15 protein-coding genes and 1 tRNA gene are annotated in these 19,111 nt (G+C 73.9%); 3 read left to right on the top strand and 13 right to left on the bottom strand.

Annotated elements, in window-relative coordinates; translation table 11 throughout:
• Nucleotides 1–24: 24 nt before the first annotated feature.
• The 4 genes from IF01_RS0112790 to IF01_RS0112805 all read right to left on the bottom strand — a co-directional run bounded on the left by IF01_RS0112790 (nt 25) and on the right by IF01_RS0112805 (nt 6,273).
• Entirely contained in the window at nt 25–1,440 is a 1,416-nt protein-coding gene (locus tag IF01_RS0112790; protein WP_051755265.1) for a glycosyltransferase 87 family protein, read from the bottom strand.
• Nucleotides 1,441–1,651: 211 nt separating this feature from the next.
• Nucleotides 1,652–3,139, bottom strand: a complete 1,488-nt coding sequence (locus IF01_RS0112795; protein WP_051755268.1) for an amino acid permease — start codon at nt 3,137–3,139, stop codon at nt 1,652–1,654.
• A 252-nt stretch (nt 3,140–3,391) separates the two neighbouring features.
• Nucleotides 3,392–4,846 carry a penicillin-binding transpeptidase domain-containing protein gene (locus IF01_RS0112800; RefSeq protein ID WP_369826060.1) on the bottom strand — a complete coding sequence of 485 codons (1,455 nt, stop codon included), beginning with the start codon at nt 4,844–4,846 and terminating at the stop codon, nt 3,392–3,394.
• 95 nt (nt 4,847–4,941) lie between these two features.
• Nucleotides 4,942–6,273 (bottom strand): FtsW/RodA/SpoVE family cell cycle protein, encoded by a 1,332-nt coding sequence (locus tag IF01_RS0112805; protein ID WP_037779750.1) that lies wholly within the window; start codon nt 6,271–6,273, stop codon nt 4,942–4,944.
• A gap of 200 nt (nt 6,274–6,473) precedes the next feature.
• Here IF01_RS0112805 and IF01_RS0112810 point away from each other — a divergent pair, with 200 nt between their 5' ends.
• Both IF01_RS0112810 and IF01_RS0112815 read left to right on the top strand, forming a co-directional pair.
• Nucleotides 6,474–7,796 (top strand): VWA domain-containing protein, encoded by a 1,323-nt coding sequence (locus tag IF01_RS0112810; RefSeq protein ID WP_030393479.1) that lies wholly within the window; start codon nt 6,474–6,476, stop codon nt 7,794–7,796.
• Nucleotides 7,797–7,798: 2 nt separating this feature from the next.
• Complete coding sequence (locus IF01_RS0112815; RefSeq protein WP_051755269.1) at nt 7,799–8,671, top strand: hypothetical protein; 873 nt, start codon at nt 7,799–7,801, stop codon at nt 8,669–8,671.
• 209 nt (nt 8,672–8,880) lie between these two features.
• Here the strand turns inward: IF01_RS0112815 and IF01_RS0112820 are convergent.
• The 8 genes from IF01_RS0112820 to IF01_RS0112855 form a co-directional block, all read right to left on the bottom strand.
• A tRNA-Ala gene (locus IF01_RS0112820) sits at nt 8,881–8,954 on the bottom strand.
• A 169-nt stretch (nt 8,955–9,123) separates the two neighbouring features.
• Nucleotides 9,124–10,236 carry a divisome protein SepX/GlpR gene (sepX, locus tag IF01_RS0112825; protein WP_030393481.1) on the bottom strand — a complete coding sequence of 371 codons (1,113 nt, stop codon included), beginning with the start codon at nt 10,234–10,236 and terminating at the stop codon, nt 9,124–9,126.
• 150 nt (nt 10,237–10,386) lie between these two features.
• The gene (locus IF01_RS0112830) at nt 10,387–10,995 is read right to left on the bottom strand and encodes a GNAT family N-acetyltransferase (RefSeq protein ID WP_030393482.1); all 609 of its coding nucleotides are present in this window, start codon (nt 10,993–10,995) and stop codon (nt 10,387–10,389) included.
• Nucleotides 10,996–11,009: 14 nt separating this feature from the next.
• Nucleotides 11,010–11,513: a MogA/MoaB family molybdenum cofactor biosynthesis protein gene (locus tag IF01_RS0112835; protein ID WP_030393483.1), complete on the bottom strand. Its 504-nt coding sequence runs from the start codon at nt 11,511–11,513 to the stop codon at nt 11,010–11,012.
• Entirely contained in the window at nt 11,510–12,010 is a 501-nt protein-coding gene (gene moaC, locus IF01_RS0112840) for a cyclic pyranopterin monophosphate synthase MoaC (RefSeq protein ID WP_030393484.1), read from the bottom strand. The genes IF01_RS0112835 and moaC overlap by 4 nt, the downstream gene beginning before the upstream one ends.
• Before the next feature lie 120 nt (nt 12,011–12,130).
• Complete coding sequence (glp, locus tag IF01_RS0112845) at nt 12,131–13,486, bottom strand: molybdotransferase-like divisome protein Glp (protein WP_030393485.1); 1,356 nt, start codon at nt 13,484–13,486, stop codon at nt 12,131–12,133.
• Between the two features lie 26 nt (nt 13,487–13,512).
• Nucleotides 13,513–14,433, bottom strand: coding sequence for a UTP--glucose-1-phosphate uridylyltransferase GalU (gene galU, locus IF01_RS0112850; RefSeq protein ID WP_030393486.1), 921 nt, complete (start codon nt 14,431–14,433; stop codon nt 13,513–13,515).
• 161 nt (nt 14,434–14,594) lie between these two features.
• Entirely contained in the window at nt 14,595–15,404 is an 810-nt protein-coding gene (locus tag IF01_RS0112855) for a GGDEF domain-containing protein (RefSeq protein ID WP_051755271.1), read from the bottom strand.
• A 105-nt stretch (nt 15,405–15,509) separates the two neighbouring features.
• On the opposite strand from IF01_RS0112855, the gene IF01_RS0112860 reads away from it, so the two are divergent.
• Nucleotides 15,510–16,136 (top strand): 5-formyltetrahydrofolate cyclo-ligase, encoded by a 627-nt coding sequence (locus IF01_RS0112860; RefSeq protein WP_030393488.1) that lies wholly within the window; start codon nt 15,510–15,512, stop codon nt 16,134–16,136.
• Between the two features lie 151 nt (nt 16,137–16,287).
• Here the strand turns inward: IF01_RS0112860 and IF01_RS0112865 are convergent, their stop codons facing one another.
• On the bottom strand, nt 16,288–19,008 hold the full coding sequence (locus tag IF01_RS0112865) for a penicillin acylase family protein (RefSeq protein WP_030393489.1): 2,721 nt from the start codon (nt 19,006–19,008) through the stop codon (nt 16,288–16,290).
• Nucleotides 19,009–19,111 lie beyond the last annotated feature (103 nt).

Below are 19,111 nucleotides of genomic sequence, written 5' to 3' on the forward strand. Positions count from 1 at the left end.
CGACGACCCCCGACCGGGCCCGTCCTACCGCACCGGTAGGGCGGGCCCGGCCTGGTTCAGCAGGCAGGCGGCCGGCCGGACCGGCGGCCGGGCACCGCTCCACCGCCGCGCCGCCAGCCGGGGCCAGATCACCAGCACCGCCGGCAGCGCCAGGTACCCGAACCGCCCGGCCGGAGCCAGCATGAAGGCGATCGCCAGCCCGGTGGCCAGCAGGTCGGCGGCGGCGATCGCGGAGACCGGCGGCCGGGCCAGCAGCCAGATCGTCACCCCGAGCCCGCCCACGGTCAGCAGCACCAGCGAGGCGGTGTGCCCGGTGGGCCCGAAGCCGGCCAGCACCTTGCCGGGCAGCGGACTGCCGGCCGGCGTCTGGATCGCGGTCAGCCCGAGCGGGAAGCGCACCACCTGGTCGCGCAGCTCCTCGGCCCGGGTCAGCACGTAGGGCACCATCACGGCGGACGCCGCGCCGAGCGCGGCCAGCCCGGCCCGGGCGGCCGGGCGCCGGCCGTAGAGCCGCCAGAGCAGCAGGACGGCCACCGGCAGCGCCGGCCAGACCGTCCACTTCAGCGTCCCGGCCAGGGCCAGGACCAGTCCGGCGGCGACCGTCCGGTCCCGCTCGGCCAGCGCCATCGCCAGACAGCAGAGGCCGATCAACGGCAGGTCGACCCCGCCGCCCACCAGCGCCAGCGCGACCAGCGGCGAGGCGGTGAGCACGGTCAGCGGCAGCAGCGGGGCGCAGTCCCGGCTCGGCCGCAACAGCCGCCAGCTCGCCAGCAGACAGGCGACGAAGGCCAGCGCGAACCAGATCCGGGCGTCCCCGGCCAGCCGGGCGAGCGCGTTGCCGTCGCCGAACAGCGCCCGCGGCACACCGAACAGCGACATCGCCGGCAGGTAGGGGTTGTAGTCGGTGACCACCACCGGATCCGGCAGGTACGGGCTGCCGGTGCTGAAGAGCAACCGCGCGGAACGCTCGACCACCATCACCTCGGACTGGTGGCGCCCCTGCAGCACGAGGACCACCAGCGGCACCAGGACGGCGCCGAGCAGGGCCGCCGCGGCCCCGGCGCGGGCCGCGATCCGGCGCGGGAGGAGCAGGCAGAACACTCCGGCGAGCAGGTAGGCGGGGGCCGCGAGGGTCCCCCACAGCCGCTGGTTGGGGAGGTCGGAGACGATCGGGAATCCGGCCGCCCAGCCGGCCGCGACCAGGCAGCCGAGCAGCTGGACGCCCCGGTGCCCGGCGAGCCGGGCCGGATTCAGCCGATCGGGCGGGGAGGACGGGCCCTCCTCACCACGCTGGCGGGGGAACGGCCGGTGGCCCCGGTCGCCGGGCGGTCGTCCGGATCCGGTCGGGGGCACGGCCGGAACGGGCGCCGTCGGCGTCGCGCTCCGGCCGGTGGAGCGGCCGCGCGGGCGGGAGAAGCCGGGCGTGCGGGTGCTCACCATGGTGGAAGGTTAGGGCCGGGGGTGGTGCCCTGTCGCCATGCGGAGGACACGAGTGTCCGGCGCCACGGCCTCGGACTCCCACCGGGACAGCGGCCGGGACACCGGCGGGCGAACGGCCGGGAACAGCAGCGGGAACGCCCGTGCGGACACGGACGGGGCCGCCCGGGGAGGGCTGTTCCCCCGGGCGGCCCCGTCCGTGTCATGTCGCCGCTCAGCCGACCTTGGAGCCGGCGTCCGCCCGCTCCCCGGCCCGCTCCAGCTTGGAGTGCTTGATGCTGTAACCGAAGTACACGGCCACCGCGACCACCAGGGCGGCCCCACCCGCCTTGAAGGTGTCGGCGTGCAGCCCGGTGATCAGGTAGACGCAGAAGCCGATGCTGGCCAGCGGGACGACCGGGTAGCCCGGGACCCGGAAGCCGCGCGGCAGGTCCGGCTGGGTGCGGCGCAGCACGATCACGCCGATCGAGACCACCGAGAAGGCGATCAGGGTGCCCAGGCTGGTGATGTCGGCCAGCCGCGCCAGCGGGACGAAGGCGGCGAGCACGCCGACGCCCAGGCCGACCACGATGGTGTTCCAGACCGGGGTGCCGGTGCGCGGCGAGAGCTCGGCGAAGCGCTTGGGCAGCATGCCGTCGCGGCCCATCGAGTACAGGATGCGGGTCTGGCCGTAGATGACCACCAGGGTGATCGAGAAGATCGAGACGATGGCGCCGATCGCGAACAGGATGGCGGGCCAGCTCTGGCCGGTGATGTCCTGGAGGATCTGGGCGAGGCCGGCCTCCTGGCCGTCGAACTTCTGCCACGGCTGGGCGCCGATGCCGGCCAGGGCCACCAGGATGTACAGCACGGTGACCACCACCAGCGAGATGATGATCGCCATCGGCAGGGTGCGGCGGGGGTTCTTGACCTCCTCACCGGCGGTGGACACGGCGTCCAGGCCGATGAAGGAGAAGAAGATGCTGGAGGCCGCGACCTGGACGCCGCCGATGCCCAGCGGCATGAACGGGGTCAGGTTGCCGGAGTGGAAGCCGGTCAGGGCGACCCCGATGAACAGCAGCAGGATCAGGATCTTGACGGCCACCATGGCCGTGTTGACCTTGACCGACTCGCTGACGCCGCGGATCAGCAGGAAGCAGACCATGGCGACCAGCAGCAGCGCCGGCAGGTTGAACCAGTGGGTCGCGTCGGGCGCGCCGGCGATCACCTCGGGGATCTTGAAGCCGAACGCCAGGTCGAAGAACTTGTTCAGGTACTCGGCCCAGCTGACCGCGATCGCGGAGGCCGAGACGCCGTACTCCATCAGCAGGCAGATGCCGACGCCGAAGGCCACGCCCTCGCCGAGGGTGGCGTAGGCGTAGGAGTAGGAGGATCCGCTGACCGGGATCGCGGAGGCCATCTCGGCGTAGCAGAGCGCGGTCAGCCCGGCGGTGACGGCCGCGATCACGAACGAGAGGATGACGGCCGGGCCGGCTGACGGCACGGCGCTGTTCAGCACGAAGAAGATGCCGGTGCCGATGGTGGCGCCGATGCCGATCGCGGACAGCTGCCAGAGCCCGATCGAGCGACGCAGGTGGATGCCGGAACGGCCGCCCTCCTCGGGCGCCCCGGCGGGCGGGCCCTCACGGCCCTCGCTCTCGGCGATCAGGGTGGAGACGGGCTTGCGCCTGAGGAGGCGTGCGCCGAGCGTGTTGGGGGCCAAAGCGGGGGTGTCCTTCTAGGCGGGGGAGGGTGTCCTAGTGGCCGGTCGCGCAACACACCGAAGGGTGCCATCGGGGACCAACCGAACAAAGATGGGACAGTACCGCGCGAAAGCACCAGTGTCGCAAACGAACAGTCCCGGCGCGCGCATTGTACGAACCGTCGCATCGGCATGTACAAACCGGACACTTCGCAAACGGCGGATCTCCCGGCGAGCCGATAAAGCAGCAGGTCACCGCCGTCGGTAAGGAGCTCACCGGGACAGCACCGCCTGCATCACGGCACGCGCGACCGGCGCCGCCAGCCCCCCGCCCGTCACCTCGGTCGCGTCGCTGTCCGCGACCACCACGGCGACCGCCACCGGCGGCACCGCGGCCGAGCCGGCCGGCGCCGCCCAGGCGATGAACCAGGCGTACGGCGTCCCGGTGTTGTCCACCCCGTGCTGGGCGGTGCCGGTCTTGCCGCCGACCACCGCGCCGTCGATCCGCGCGGCCCGACCGGTGCCGTTCTCCACCGCGTCGACCATCAGCCGCCGCACCTGCCCGGCGGTGCCCGGGCCGACCGCCTGCCGGTACACCGACGGCCGCACCGAGTGCACCACCGTGCCGTCGGCGGCGGTCAGACTGTCCACAAGCTGTGGACGCATCACGGTGCCGTTGTTGGCGATGCCCGCCGCGACCATCGCCATCACCAGCGGGGTGGCGGCGGTGTCGAACTGGCCGATCGAGGAGAGCGCCAGCTGCGCCTCGTCCATCCGGGTGTCGAAGTTGGACCTGGCCGCCCGCACCGGGGTGTCCAGCCGGGCCTCGTTGAAGCCGAAGCCCTCGGCCGTCGCCGCCATCCGCCGCAGGCCGACCTCGACCCCGAGCCGGCCGAGCACGCTGTTGCAGCTGAGCGCCATCGCGGTGGCCAGCGACTGGTTCGGCTCGTCGCAGGCGGCCGAGTCGTTGACCAGCGGCACGGAGGTGCCCGGCAGGAGGTAGGGGTTCGGGGTGTCGGTCGGCGCGTCGACGTCGGTGACCACCCCGCTCTCCAGCGCCGCCGCCGCGGTGACCACCTTGAAGGTCGAGCCGGGCGGGTAGGTCTGCCGCAGCGCCCGGTTGAGCATCGGGCGGTCGGGGTCGCTCTGCAGCCGGCTCCAGGCCTCCCGGTCGTCGGCGGAGGTGCCGGCGAAGCTCCCCGGGTCGTAGGAGGGGGTGGAGGCCAGCGCCAGGATCCGCCCGGTGGCCGGCTCGACCGCCGCGACCGCGCCCTTCTGCCGGCCGAGCCCGCGCACCGCCGCCTCCTGGACGGCCCGGTCGACGGTGGTGCGGACGTCCCCGCCGGGGTTCTGCCGCCGGGCCACCGCGTCCCACACCGCCCAGCTCGCCAGCCGGCTGTCGGTGCCGGAGAGCAGCGCGTCCTCGGTCCCCTCCAGCTGGCTGTTGCCGTAGGTCTGCGAGGAGTAGCCGGTGACCGCCGCGTACAGCGGCCCGTCGGTGTAGGTGCGCTTGTAGTCGTACCGCCCGCCGGTGGGCTCGGAGCCGGTGACGCTGTCGGCGCCCACCCGGATGCTGCCGCGCGGCTGGGAGTAGCGCTCGACGACGAGCCGCTGGTTGGCGCTGTTGTGGTTCAGCTCGTCGGCCCGGAACACCTGCACCCGGGTGGCCTGGACGCACAGCGCCACGGTCAGCAGCAGACAGAAGGTGCCGGCCCGGCGCCCGGTCACCGAGATCCCCGGCAGCCCCTGCGGCCCGCCGCCCGGCGGCCCTCCCCCGTCGGCGGCGCCGCGACGTCCGCTCCCCCGCCCGCGTCCGAGCCCCTTCACCGGCCCTCCCCCGGGCCGGGCCGCCGGGCGATGTCGCTCATCCGCACCAGCAGCGCGACGATCACCCAGTTGGTGACCACCGAGGAACCGCCCTGGGCGACGAAGGGCAGCGTCATGCCGGTCAGCGGGATCAGCGCCAGCACCCCGCCCGCCACCACGAAGACCTGCAGCCCGACCAGCGCCGCCAGCCCGATCGCCAGCAGCCGCCCGAACGGGTCGCGCAGCGCGATCCCGGTCCGGAACCCGCGCGACACCAGCAGCGCGTACAGCAGGAACACCGCGACCAGCCCGGTCAGCCCCAGCTCCTCCCCGATGGTGGCCAGGATGAAGTCGGACTTCGCGGCGAAGCCGATCAGCGCCGAGTGCCCGCTGCCCAGTCCGGCACCCAGCTCGCCGCCCCAGGCGAAGGCGAACAGCGACTGGGCGATCTGGTTGGCCCCGTGCCCGGCGGCGATCGAGCCGAGCGGGTCCAGCCAGTCCGCGACCCGGCTGTGCACGTGCGGCGAGAGCCGGCCCACTCCCACCGCCGCGACCGCCGCCAGGAACAGCCCGATGGCGATCCAGCCGGTCCGCGCGGTGGCCACGTAGAGCATCACCACGAAGAGGCCGAAGAACAGCAGCGAGGTGCCGAGGTCGGTCTCCAGCACCAGCACCCCGACGAAGGCCGCCCAGATCGCCAGCACCGGCGCGAGCACCCGCCCGGGCGGCAGCCGCAGCCGCCACACCCGCCGCCCGGTGAGCGCCAGCGCGTCCCGGTGCACCGCCAGGTAGGCGGCGAAGAAGACCGCCAGCAGGACCTTGGCGAACTCGCCCGGCTGGAAGGAGAACGGCCCGAAGGTGATCCAGATCCGCGATCCGTACACCGGCGGGAAGAAGATCGGCAGCACCAGCAGGACCAGCGCCACCAGCGCCCCGATGTACGCGTACCGCTGGAGCCGCTTGTGGTCCCGCAGCAGGAGCAGCACCAGGACGAACAGCCCCACCCCGAGGGAGGACCAGAGCAGCTGGGTGGGGGCCGCGTTGCCCGGGGTGGCCCGGTCCAGCCGGTAGATGACGACCAGTCCGACGCCGTTCAGCAGCACCGCGATCGGCAGCGGCAGCGGGTCAGCGTACGGCGCCCGCCAGCGGACCGCGCCGTGCGCCAGCAGCGCGAGCACCCCCAGCGCGCCCCCGTACTCGCCCGCGTCGGCCGGCACCGCGCCGTCGACGTTGAGGCCCACCTCCGCGTAGCCGAGCACGGCGGTCAGCACGGCGGCGAGGACCAGCGCGAGTTCGGTGTTGCGCCGGGTCGGCACCGTACGGCGGGGCCGGCCGGCGGTTCTCGTCACGGCGGAGGGTGTCGCCACGGACCGTCCTGGGAGTCGGGGCTGCGGGCGCCGCCGGGACGACCACCGGGGAGGACGGGCGGCACCCCCATCCCCTTCGCCACCCTAACGAGCACTGTGCGGGTATTCCGCCCGGTTCACCCGGTGTGTCCCGCCGCATCGCGCGTTGGCCACGGCGAACTGATGGTCCCTAGGATCGACGGGTGACTACCGGACGACGACCGAAGGCCAGGCTCGGCAGCCTGCTGGCCGCCCTGGCGATAACGGGCGGGGCGCTGCTCAGCGGCCTGCCCGCCCATGCCGACGAACCATCAGCCAACCCAGCCGGCAAGGAGGCCCCGCGGGTCGATCTCGTACTCGATGTCAGCGGCTCGATGCGCGAGGCGGACATCCAGGGCAAGACCCGAATCTCGGTGGCCCAGCAGTCCCTGAGCGACGTCATCGACGCCCTGCCCGCCGAGACCGAGTTCGGCATCCGCACCCTGGGCGCCAACTACCCCGGCACCGACAAGGCCCAGGGCTGCCTGGACAGCAAGCAGCTCTTCCCGGTCGGGAAGACCAACAAGACCGAGGCCAAGACCGCGGTCGCGACCCTGCGGCCCACCGGCTTCACCCCGATCGGCCTGGCGCTGCGCGGCGCCGCCCAGGACCTCGGCAAGGGCGAGACCACCCGCCGGGTGGTGCTGATCACCGACGGCGAGGACACCTGCACCCCGCCCGACCCCTGCGACGTCGCCCGCGAACTCGCCTCCCAGGGCATCCACCTGGTGGTCGACACCCTGGGCCTGGCCCACGACGACAAGACCCGCCAGCAGCTGCTCTGCATCGCCAACGCCACCGGCGGCACCTACACCGACGTGCGCACCCAGGAGCAGCTCACCGAGAAGGTGAAGCAGCTGGTCGACCGCTCCAACGACACCTACACGGTCGCCCCGGTCAAGACCGCCGGCACCGACAAGTGCGAGTCCGCGCCGGTCCTCACCCCGGGCGTCTACAGCGACCGCGAGAAGTTCTCCGAGCACCGCGTCTACCGCGTCCCGGTCAAGGCCGGCCAGGAACTGCGCGCCTCGGTCAGCGTCGCCCTGGACCGCCCGGTGGCCCGCGACTACGGCGTCCTGCTCCAGGCCACCAGCACCACCGGCCAGGAACTGGTCCGCGGCACCGACGCCGGCAGCAGCCGCACCGACGTGGTCTCCACCGGCCTGCGCTGGTCCGCCGCCGCCTCCAAGGGCTACGCCACGGCCTCCGCCACCGCCTCCGCCTCGCCGAGCGGCAAGCCGGAGACCAATGTCTGCCTGGTCGTCTCCAACTCGCTGGCCCCGCAGGCCGGTGCGGCGGCCGACCCCGGCCTGCCGCTGGAGCTGACGGTCGACCTGACCGCCGCCTCCCCCGCCCCGGACGGCCCGGCGATGGGTCTGGGCCGCGGCTGGATCCTGCTGCTGGTGCTCACCCTGGCCGGCCTGCTGACCGGCCTGCTGTTCGGCTGGATCGCGCGCTGGCGGATCGCTGTCTGGCAGGAGAACTGACCATGCGTACGACCTTCCTCCGCACCGCCGCGGCCGCCCTGGCCGTGTTCCCGGCGCTGCTGCTCGCGGCCCCGGCCGCCACGGCCGCCTCGCCCTCCCCGAGCGCGAGCGGCACCCCGGCCCCGGCCAACAAGGCCGGCACCTCCTTCCTGACCGCCGTCAACCTGGCGCCCGGCCAGGACGCCAAGGTGGACGTCTCCACCGGCGACTACCTGTACTGGGCCTTCGGCGCCGCCGAGGGCCGGACCGCCAAGGTGGACCTCACGGTCTCGCTGGCCCCGTCCGCCGACCGGCACGGGCCGCAGACCTGGAACGTCGAGGTGTTCGACGGGCTGCGCCGCCGCCAGTCCTGCACCGACGGCACCCAGAACGCGACCGCCGAGCAGGCCGCCGGCTCGCTGGCGCTCAGCTGCACCCTGCGCGAGGTCCGCTCCTGGGCCGAGCCGTGGTCCGGCGACCCGCTGCCCGGCACCTACTACGTCCGGCTCTCGGTGGGCGACGCCCCGCAGCCCGACCTCGGCCTGGCCGCCGCGGTGCAGCTGCGGGTGACCGCCAAGGGCGACGAGGACAACGCCCAGCCGGAGGGCGGCGAGCTCAAGGCCCCTCTGGTCCCGCCGGTCGGCGGCGGCGCCGCGACCGCGAAGGCGGCGGCCCCGGAGGAGCCCGAGGACCACTGGTACACCGGCTGGTTCTCCGGCTGGAACAGCCGCTGGTTCTGGACCCTGGGCGGCGGCGTGCTGGCCGCCCTGGCAGGCGTCGCCGGCTACACCCTGACCCGCCACCCGCGCGGCCGCCGACCGGCCCGCTACGGCTCGGTGCCGCCGCAGTCCGGCGCCCCGCAGCCGGGCCCGTACGCGGGCTCCGGCCAGTCCTGACCCGCCCGGACCCCGAGGGCCGGACCGGAGACCTCTCCGGTCCGGCCCTCACCGCTTCCCGGCCCGCTCGCGCGTGATCCGCCTCACACCCCGCCGGAACCCCGCCCCGGCAGTCCGGCTGACCCCCCGTCGGCCGGCGCACCCCACACCACACCCCCACAACGCAGAAGTCCCGCCCGATCTTTCGATCGGGCGGGACTTCCGTTGGGTGGAGCTGAGGGGATTCGAACCCCTGACCCCCTCGATGCGAACGAGGTGCGCTACCGGACTGCGCCACAGCCCCAACAAGAAGAAACTTTAGCACCTCTCCGAGGTGGTCCGTGACCACCCTCCTGGTGACGCCCCTGCGGCAGGACGGGAGCGGGGGGAGGGGCGGGGGCGGAACGGAGGCGGAACGCGAAGAGGCCCCCGGCGGCGGGGGCCTCTTCGCGGACGGTCGCGGACCGCTCGCGCTACTCGTTCGCGGCGCGGGGCCGCGGCTCCTGGGCGGGCGGCTCGGCGTACTGGTCGAAGAGCGGGGTGTTCCGGGACTCGACCGGGCGGCCGGCGGTCCAGGTGCCCGGCGCCGACAGGTCGAGCCCCCGGTTGACCCGGGGGGCCACCGGCGCGGTCACGTACGTCGGCAGCGGGACGGGCACCGGCTCCCAGGAGTCCGGGCCGGCCGCACCGCGCTCCCGCATGCCGTCGACCCACTCCTCGTGCTCGGTGACCTCCGCGACGGCCGAGGCCGATGCGGAGGAGGCCCCGACCGGGACCCCGGCAGGGCTCACCGCGGAGCCCGCCGCCGGACTCCCCCCGGAGGCCGCCCGCGCGGCGTCCGCCTCGGTGGCGAGCCGAAGGTGCGGGCGTCCGCGCCCGGGGGCGGGCGTCCGCGGCTCCGGCTCGGCCGCCGGGGCCGGCACCGGGGCGGCGGCCGCACGGCCCGCCTCGGCCCGCTGCTGCTCGCGCTTGCGCAGCCGCTCGGCGGCCTGGGCCGCGCGGTTGCGGTCCAGCTTCACCGCGTACCGCTGGCGCTCCAGGCGCCGCAGGTGCCCGATGTAGAGGGTCAGCAGCGCGGCCGGGACCGCGGGGACCCACAGGAAGGCCAGACCGGCCACGGCCGCGACCACCGCTCCCAGCGCGAAGGCCAGGAACAGCGCGGTGACCATCCGGCGCCGGCGCGCCAGCAGCCGGGCCCGGCGCTCGGGGCCGCCGCCTCGGGGTGCCGGCCTCGGCTCGGCCCGGTCGCGTTCCACCGGCCGGGCGGGCGCGGGCGCGTCCGTCCGGTCGTCGGGGAGGTCCGGGGCACCCGGGGTGTCCGGGGCGTCCGCGGGGTCGCCGGGGGCGGCCGCGTCCCGCTCGGGGGGGCCGTTATTGCTCTGCTCGTCGTCACGCGGTTCGTCACCCAGGGCCCGGGACGCCCGCCGCTCCAGCGCCGAACGCCCGGCCAGCAGGCGGATGGCGGTGCTGAAGCGTTCCGTCGGGCGCGCCTCGTTGAGCTCGTCCTGCCTGCGGAGCCACATCGGCACCAGATAGGCGGCCCAGGCCCCTACGATGACGGCGTAGATAAGGCCGCTACTGCTCACGATTCACACCGTACGGGCGTGCAGGAGGGGCCGGTAGCAATTTGGCACGGCGTGTCGTGTGATCAAGCTGATTCTCCGACTATTTTGCCGGTATTTGTGCCCGTCCGTCGTCGCGCCGATGCCATATCGATATTTCATTCGAACATACATTCAATTACGTGGTCGGCGGCCGGAGCTGAGGGAACGCCAGCGTTCGAGCATCCCCTCCGGGACCTCCTCGGCGGCGAGTGCGAACACCAGGTGGTCCCGCCAGTCGCCGTCGATGTGCAGATAGCGCGGACGCATTCCCTCCGAGCGGAAGCCGAGCTTTTCCACCACGCGCCGGCTCGGGGCGTTCTCGGGCCGGATGCACACCTCGATCCGGTGCAGGCCGAGAGTGCGGAAACAGTGGTCCACCGAGAGCGCGACGGCGGTCGGCATGATGCCCCGCCCGGCCACCGCCTCGTCGATCCAGTACCCGACATTGGCCGAGCACATCGACCCCCAGGTGATTCCGCCGACGGTCAACTGACCCACCAGCCGGCCGCGGTACAGCACCACGAAGGGCAGCATCCGGCCGGCCGAGGCCTCGGCGCGCAGATAGCGGACCATCTGCCGGAAGGTCGGGCGCGGGCCCGCCGCCAGACCGGCCGGGCCGGGCGGCACGGTGGCCTCCCAGCGGCGCAGCCAGTCCCGGTTGCGGCGGCTGACCTCCTGCCACTCGCGCTGGTCGCGGGCCCTGATCGGGCGCAGCACGACGTCCCCCTCGTGGAGTTCCACCGGCCAGCCGGCGTTCAGTGCGCGCTCCCGGAAGCTGCCGTGTCGGGCCGGGGGTGGTCCCCGCCACCGAGCTGGTCGACGGCGTGGGCGAGCAGCGGGGCCAGGACGGCCAGGCCGTCCCGGACGCCGCCGGTCGATCCCGGCAGATTGACGACCAGGGTACGTCCGGCGAGGCCGGCCAGCCCCCGGGAGAGCGCGGCGGTGGGCACCGTGTCCCGGCCGTACGCCCGGATCGCCTCGGGGATGCCGGGAATCTCCCGGTCGATCACCCGGGCGGTCATCTCGGGGGTGAGGTCGTTCGGCGAGATGCCGGTGCCGCCGGTGGTCAGCACCACGTCGTAGCCGGCCGCCACGGCCTCCCGCAGCACCGCCTCGACCGGTTCGCCGTCCGGGACGACCCGGGGGCCGTCCACGTCGAAGCCCATCGCCCGCAGGCCCTCGACCAGCAACGGGCCGCCCCGGTCGGCGTAGACGCCGGCGGAGGCGCGGTTGGAGACGGTGACCGCGAGGGCTCTCATTCCTCCCCCTCCGGGGCGGTCCAGTCACCGCTCTTGCCGCCGGTCTTGCTCAGCACCCGGACGGACTCAACCGCGGCGCCCTTGTCGACGGCCTTGACCATGTCGATCACGGTGAGCCCGGCCACCGCGACGGCGGTCAGCGCCTCCATCTCGACCCCGGTCCGGTCGGTGGTCCTGACGGTCGCGGTGATCTCCACCGCGTCGTCGGCGACGGTCAGCTCGACCTTCACACCGGAGAGCGCGATCGGGTGGCAGAGCGGGATCAGCTCGGGCGTCCGCTTGGCGCCCATGATCCCGGCGATCCTGGCCACGGCCAGCGCGTCGCCCTTGGGCACTCCCTCGCCGCGCAGCAGCTCGACCACCCGCGGGGAGACCCGGACCCGGCCCGCCGCGACGGCGGTCCGGGCGGTCACGTCCTTCGCGGAGACGTCGACCATCCGGGCCGCGCCCTGCTCGTCGACATGGGTGAGGCGGTCGCCGGGGGGTGAGGCGGTCACGGGTGGCTCCAGGGGGCGCGCAGGTCGAATACCGCGCTACCGTACCCCCCGTCCCGGTCCCGGCGCGGGAGGGGCCGCATCGGTGGGACGGCCCCGCCGCAACAGGGAGTTCGGCCGTGCTCAGCCGCCGAGCAGCACCACGTCGACCTCGCTGCCCGCGGGCAGCTCGGTGACGTCCTCGGGAACGGTGATCAGGCAGTCCGCCCGGGCGAGCGCGCCGACCAGGTGCGACTCCGCGCCGCCGACCGGCTCCACCAGGCCGTCCGCGGCCGTGTACCGGCCGCGGAGGAACTGCCGGCGGCCGGCGGGCGAGCGCAGCGCCACCGGGCAGTGCGCCCGGACCACGGGGCGGTGGACGTCCTCGGCGCCGAGCATCACGCGGATCACCGGGCGGACGAACAGCTCGAAGGAGATGTACGCGCTGACCGGGTTGCCGGGCAGGGCCAGCAGCGGCACCCCGGGGCCGGGGCCGATCCGGCCGAAGCCCTGCGGCTTGCCGGGCTGCATCCGCAGCCGCCGGAAGTCCACCCCGCCGTACTCCGCGAAGACCTCCTTGACCACGTCGTACGCGCCGACGCTGACGCCGCCGCTGGTGACGATCAGGTCGGCCCGGCCGAGCTGGTCCTCCAGGACGGCGCGCAGCCTGGCCGCGTCGTCGGGGACGCCGCCGACCCGGTAGGCGATCGCGCCGGCGTCACGGGCCGCGGCGGTGAGGGTGAAGCTGTTGGACTCGGAGATCTGCCCGGGTCCGACCGGCTCGCCGGGCTGGACCAGCTCGCTGCCGGTGGACAGCACCACGACCCGGGGGCGCGGGCGGACGGTGGCGGTGGCCCGGCCGATCGCGGCGAGCAGGCCGAGCTGGGCGGGTCCGAGCCGGGTGCCGGCGGTCAGCACCCGGCTGCCGGCGGCAACGTCGCTGCCGCGGCGGCGGATGTGGGCGCCCTCGGCGACCGGGCGCAGCACCCGGACCTCCTCGCCCTCGACCGCGGCGGCCATCGCGTCGGCGGGCCGGCCGGTGCCGGTGCCGCCGTCGGTCCACTCGACCGGGGCGACGGCCCCGGCGCCGGGCGGGACGGGCGCGCCGGTCATGATCCGGGCGGCCTGGCCGGGGCCCACGGCCGGGAGTTCACCGGCGCCGGCGGCGATGTCGCCGACCACGGTCAGCACCGAGGGGTACGCGGTGCTCGCGCCGACGGTGTCGGGGGTGCGCAGGGCGTAGCCGTCCATCGAGCTGTTGTCGAAGGGGGGCAGGTCGCCCTCGGCGACGACGTCCTCGGCCAGCCGGCAGCCCTGCGCGTCGAGCAGTTGCAGCTCGATGGCGGGGAGCGGGCCGACGGCGGCCAGGACGTCCGCGAGGTGCTCGTCCACGGTCCACAGACCGTCCGGACGGGCACCGGGGCGGGCGGCCGCGGCCGGGTCCGCGGAGTCGTCGCAGCAGGCTGCGGGGGTGGTACCGCTCTCCGTGGACCCGGTCATGGGCGCGCTCGCTCTCTGTCGGTGTGTCAGTCCTGCAGCTCGGTGGCGACGAACTCGCGCAGCCAGGTGCGGAACTCCGGCCCGAGGTCCTCGCGCTCCGAGGCGAGACGGACGATAGCGCGCAGGTAGTCCGAGCGGTCGCCGGTGTCGTAGCGGCGGCCCTTGAAGAGCACGCCGTGGACCTGGCCGCCGGTGTCGGCGGGGCGGGTGGTCAGTTCACGAAGCGCGTCGGTGAGCTGGATCTCGCCGCCGCGGCCGGGCGGGGTGTCCCGCAGCACGTCGAAGACGGACGGGTCGAGCACGTACCGGCCGATGACGGCGTAGTTCGACGGCGCCTCGGCGGTCTCCGGCTTCTCGACCAGGTCGGTCACCTGGAAGACGTCGTCGCCGAAGGTGCTCGGCTTGACGGCGGCGCAGCCGTACAGGTGGATCTGGGAGGCGTCGACCTCCATCAGCGCGACGACCGAGCCGCCGAGCTCCTGCTGGACCTCGATCATCCGGGACAGCAGCGGGTCGCGCGGGTCGATCAGGTCGTCCCCGAGGAGGACGGCGAAGGGCTGGCCGGCGACGTGCTGCTCGGCGACCGAGACGGCGTGGCCGAGGCCCTTGGGGTCGCCCTGGCGGACGTAGTGCATGTTGGCGAGCTCGACGGACTCGCGGACCCGGCGGAGGCGGTCCTGGTCGCCCTTGCGGGCGAGCAGCTCCTCCAGCTCGTAGGCGCGGTCGAAGTGGTCCTCGAGGGCGCGCTTGTTGCGGCCGGTGACCATCAGTATGTCGGACAGGCCCGCGGAGGCCGCCTCCTCGACGACGTACTGGATCGCCGGCTTGTCGACGACGGGCAGCATCTCCTTCGGAGTGGCCTTGGTGGCCGGCAGGAATCGGGTACCCAGACCGGCCGCGGGGACCACTGCCTTGGTGACCGGGATACGGGAGTTGGTCGTCGTCATGCGTTTACCTTACTAAGGCACGTATTTCGCCTGACCGGGCGCAGTTGACCGATGCTTGGGCAGCACGTCGCCGGACCCGGCCGCGATGGCAGGCAAGGGGGACGGCCGGGCGGGGTGAGGGGGTCCCCTCCGACACAGGGCGACAGATTACCCGGCTTTTCCTAACGGTCACGTTCGGCTGCGAAGACTCCGTCCGACTGCTGGGAATTGACCGTCGCCCCGGTTGCCGGGACGTTTCCGGAAAGCGCCGCCGGGGCGACCGGGCGCCAGCAGTCGCCGCCGTCCGCGCGGGCGGCGGCGAGCGCCCGGTCGGCGGACCGCAGCAGGACGGCGGCGTGGGTGCCGTCCTCCGGCAGCACCGCCAGGCCGATCGCGGCGGTGAGCCCGTTGCCGTGCGGGCGGCGGTCCGCCCGCTCGCCGGAGGACCAGTCCAGCAGCAGGTGGCGGCGGACCGACCAGACCAGGCGGTCGGCGACCTGGGCCGCGCCCTCGGCCCCGGTGTCCGGCAGCACCACCAGGAACTCCTCCCCGCTGTACCGGCCCAGGGTGTCGGAGCGGCGGATCTCCATGCCGAGCCGCTGAGCGAGGTCGCGCAGCACCGTCCCGGCCCGGGCCCGGCCGTGCTCGGCGACCACCGCGTCGAAGCCGTTGATCTCCAGCAGCAGCACGGCCAGCGGGCGCGGCCCGTCCTGCGGCTCGTGCTGCTCGGCCCGGCGGGCCCGGTCGATCTCCCGGTCCAGGGTGAGCTGGAGGTGCCGGTAGTTCCAGACGCCGGTGACCGGGTCGCAGGAGGCGGTGCGCTCCAGTTCGGCGCAGCGCTCCTCCAAATCGGCGAGGCGCTCGCGCAGCCCGGTCTCGCGCCGGGCCGCGCGGGCCGCGCCGCGCCGCAGCCGGACGCCGAGGACGGCGGCGCCGGCCAGCGCGGGGGCGCTCAGCACGGCCAGGGCCTGGACCAGCAGCGGGGTGGACATCGGGGGCTGCCTTCCGCGTGTCAGGCTCTGGGCGGCCCGGTCGCACAGGCGTCAGGGGTCCAGAGCGGTCGTGGTCGGAGCGATGGAGGAACGGTGGACCATCCCATGCACAACGAGAAGGGCGCGCTGAGGACACGGCTGCTGTCCGAGCGGCGGGCACTTCCGGCCGAGGACCGGGAGCGGGCCGCCGAGGCGCTGGCCGGGCACGCCGGCGCGCTGGCGGCCGCCGCCGTTCCGGGCGGGGAGGCCGGGGCGGCGGGGACGGCGGGGACGGGAGCGGCGGCCACGGTGGCCGCGTACGTCTCGGTGGGCACCGAGCCGGGCACCCGCCCGCTGCTGGACGCGCTGCGGGCGCGCGGGCTGCGGGTGCTGCTCCCGGTGCTGCTGGCCGACAACGACCTGGACTGGGCGGAGTACGCGGGGCCGTCGGCGCTGGCCCCGGCCGGGCGCGGCCTGCTGGAGCCGGTCGGCGGGCGGCTCGGCCCCGAGGCGGTGACCGGGGCCGGGCTGGTGCTGCTGCCGGGGCTGGCGGTGGACCGGCGGGGGCTGCGGCTGGGGCGCGGCGGCGGCTCGTACGACCGGGTGCTGGCCCGGCTGGAGCGGGCCGGGGCGCGGCCGGTGCTGGCGGTGCTGCTGTACGAGCACGAGCTGCTGGAGCGGGTGCCGGCCGAGCCGCACGACCGGCCGGTGGACCTCGCGCTGACCCCCTCCGGCGCCCACCGGCTGGGGTGAGGTCCGGCCGCGACCGGGGCGACGGGCGGGCTCGGGCGCGGCAGAAGGCCCAGCAGAGGGCCCAGCAGAGGGCGCAGCAGAGGGCGCAGCAGAAAGCCCCGCGCCCCCGGACGGATCCGGGGGCGCGGGGCTTCGACGCGGCGGGCGGGCCTCAGCCCGCGGTCAGCGTCAGCTTGTGCTTGGTCGCCCGCTCGACCGCGTCCGGCGAGAAGGACCAGCTCAGCAGCTTGCCCTTGAGCCAGAGGTCGGTCTGGTCGTTGTAGTTCTCGTGGAAGGCGTGACCGGAGGCACCGCCGACGATGATCCAGCGCGAGGCGTCGAGGTCGTTGAGGTCGACCACCATGCGCATCGAGGGGATCCAGTCGACCTGGTACCCGGCGGCCGCGTTCCAGCCCGCCGCGTCGACCGCCGCCGAACCGCCGGAGAGCCGGTAGGGACCCCGGTTGAGCAGCTGGTGGACGACACCCGAGGCGATCGAGGAGCTGTCCGAGCCCATGGTGCGCTCCCGCAGCTCCAGCTTGTGCAGCCGGCCCCAGCTCCAGGTGGTGATGTCCTTGGTGAGCAGCGAGGTGAGCTCCTGGCGGGCGTTGGTCATCGCCTCGCGCAGCAGGTTGTCCAGGCCCTTCTGCTCCTTGTGCTGGGAGTCGATGTACGTCCACCAGCCGCTGTCGGGCTTCTCCAGCTGCTGCCGGACGACCTCGTTCCAGCGGTCGCCGCCGTCCGGCTGGGCCTTGGCCGGGTCACGGGTGCCGCACTCGGTGACGATCTTCGACTTGCTGTCCGGCCTGGTCGGGTCGATCTGCTGGCGGACCAGCAGGCAGTTCTCCTCGGCCCGCAGGTCGGCCGGGAACTTCTGGCCGAAGGCGAGGGTGAGCAGCTGGCGCCAGACGCCGTTGTAGTAGGCGGCGGCGGCCGAGTCGGCGTCCTGGTGGAAGTTCCAGTCCTTCAGCAGGTCCTGCGCCTCGCGCACGTAGGGGTCGTCGACCTCGACCTTGAGCAGCATCGGGACCAGGGTCTTGGCCAGGATGCTGGTGTTGTCGAGCTGCATGTCCTGCATGTCGTCCGGCGAGATCTTGCCGTTGTTCTTCAGCCGGGCCTCCAGCTGGTCGGTGATCTCCTTGGCCCGGGTGCCGTACTCCCAGTCGGTGGTCAGCGCGGGCTTGTAGCTCGGGTCGACCACGGCCTGGTTGGCGGTGACGATGTAGCCGCTGCTCGGGTTGAGGCTCCAGGGCATGGCGCTGAACGGGACCGGGTCCTTCTTCCACTGGTAGGCGGAGTCCCAGCCCGGCGCCGGGTAGCGGCCGTCGCCCTTGCCGCGCACCGGGATGTAGCCCGGGGCCTGGTAGCCGATGTTCTTGGCGTCGGCGTAGACGAGGTTCTGCGACGGGACGGTGAAGTCGGCGGCGGCCTTCTGGAAGTCGTCCCAGTTCTTGGCCCGGTCGAGCGCGAAGACGGCGTCCATGGTGCGGCCCGGGATCAGCGCGGTCCACTGCAGGGCGACGCCGTAGCCGCCGGTGCCCCGGTCCGGGGCGGAGGCGCCGTTGGGCGCGTACTTGCCGACGTTCTGCTGCTCGGTGCTCGGGTCGGAGATCAGCGGGGCGCCGGTCTCGGTGGTGCGGACGGTGATGGTGCGGTCCTCGCCCCCGGCGACCTTGATGGTCTCCTTGCGGAGCTCGAACTTCTTCTCCTTGCCGTCGACCAGGTAGGTCTCGGGGCCGGTCACCTTCTCCAGGAAGAGGTCGGTGACGTCGGCGCCGAGGTTGGTGAAGCCCCAGGCGATGTCCTTGTTGTGGCCGATGACCACACCGGGCATGCCGGCGAAGGTGAAGCCGGAGACGTCGTACTGGCAGGTCGGCGAGACCGTCCGGCAGTGCAGGCCCATCTGGTACCAGACCGAGGGCAGGCCGGGGCCGAGGTGCGGGTCGTTGGCCAGCAGCGGCTTGCCGGTGGTGGTGTGGCTGCCGGCCACCACCCAGGAGTTGGAGCCGATGCCCTGGCCGTTGCGGCCGAGCAGCTCGGGCAGCGCGTCGATCCGGTCGGTGACGCCCTTGAGCAGCGCCGAGGTGGCGGCGGCGCCCTGGGCGGTGCCGGCGGCGGTCCCCTGGGCGGCCGGGGCGGAGCCGTCGGCCGGCTTGTAGGAGGTGCCGTTGACGGTGCCGGTCTTCACGATCGTGCCGTTGCGCGCGTACGGGTAGTCCGGGTACAGCTCGGCGATCTTCTCCGGGCTGAAGTCCTGGGCGAGCAGCGAGCGGTCGATCTCCTCCTGGAGGTTCCCGGAGAGGTCCCAGGCCATCGCCTTGAGCCAGGCCACCGAGTCGACCGGGGTCCACTGCTCGGGCTTGTAGTCACCGTTGACGACACCGAGCACGCCGTACTCCACCGAGGCGGCGGAGCCGCCCGGGTGCTCGGCGAGCCAGGAGTTGACCCCCTCCGCGTAGGCCTGGAGGTTCTTCTTGGTGTCGGCGTTGAGAAGGGTGTCGAACTCCTTCTGGGCCACCTGGCGCCAGCCCATGGTGCGGATCATGGAATCGGTGTCGACCTGGCTGTCGCCGAACATCTCGGAGAGCCGGCCCGCGGTGATGTGCCGCCGGACGTCCATCTCCCAGAACCGGTCCTGGGCCTGGACGTAGCCCTGGGCGCGGAAGAGGTCCTCGGAGCTGTCGGCGTAGAGCTGGGGGATGCCGTTGGCGTCCCGCTTCACGTCGACCGGCGCGCTCATGCCCGCCACCTTGACGCTGCCGTCGACCTCCGGGAAGGACGCGCGGACCGCGGCCACCCCCCGGTAGCCGCCGTAGCCGGCGCCGGCCACCAGCAGTACGACCAGCACGATCACGATCAGACGGGCGCGCCGGAACTTTTTCGAGCGGGGCATCTGGGTCCTTGCGGTCCTCACTGGGGGGCGGGCGGACATGTCAAGGGCACGGGGCCGTGACAGGGCACCACATTAGGCCGACTCGGCTGGCGGCCGTGCACGG

Origin of the sequence: Kitasatospora purpeofusca, from assembly GCF_000718025.1 — a bacterium.
Taxonomy (GTDB): domain Bacteria; phylum Actinomycetota; class Actinomycetes; order Streptomycetales; family Streptomycetaceae; genus Kitasatospora; species Kitasatospora purpeofusca.

Bases quoted from the DNA above. Each gene is read 5' to 3' on its own strand.
- IF01_RS0112855 (WP_051755271.1), bottom strand. From the start codon at position 15,404: ATGTCCACCCCGCTGCTGGTCCAGGCCCTGGCCGTGCTGAGCGCCCCC.
- glp (WP_030393485.1), bottom strand. From the start codon at position 13,486: ATGACCGGGTCCACGGAGAGCGGTACCACCCCCGCAGCCTGCTGCGAC.
- IF01_RS0112865 (WP_030393489.1), bottom strand. From the start codon at position 19,008: ATGCCCCGCTCGAAAAAGTTCCGGCGCGCCCGTCTGATCGTGATCGTG.
- IF01_RS0112835 (WP_030393483.1), bottom strand. From the start codon at position 11,513: ATGAGAGCCCTCGCGGTCACCGTCTCCAACCGCGCCTCCGCCGGCGTC.
- galU (WP_030393486.1), bottom strand. From the start codon at position 14,433: ATGACGACGACCAACTCCCGTATCCCGGTCACCAAGGCAGTGGTCCCC.
- IF01_RS0112790 (WP_051755265.1), bottom strand. From the start codon at position 1,440: ATGGTGAGCACCCGCACGCCCGGCTTCTCCCGCCCGCGCGGCCGCTCC.
- IF01_RS0112815 (WP_051755269.1), top strand. From the start codon at position 7,799: ATGCGTACGACCTTCCTCCGCACCGCCGCGGCCGCCCTGGCCGTGTTC.
- IF01_RS0112860 (WP_030393488.1), top strand. From the start codon at position 15,510: ATGCACAACGAGAAGGGCGCGCTGAGGACACGGCTGCTGTCCGAGCGG.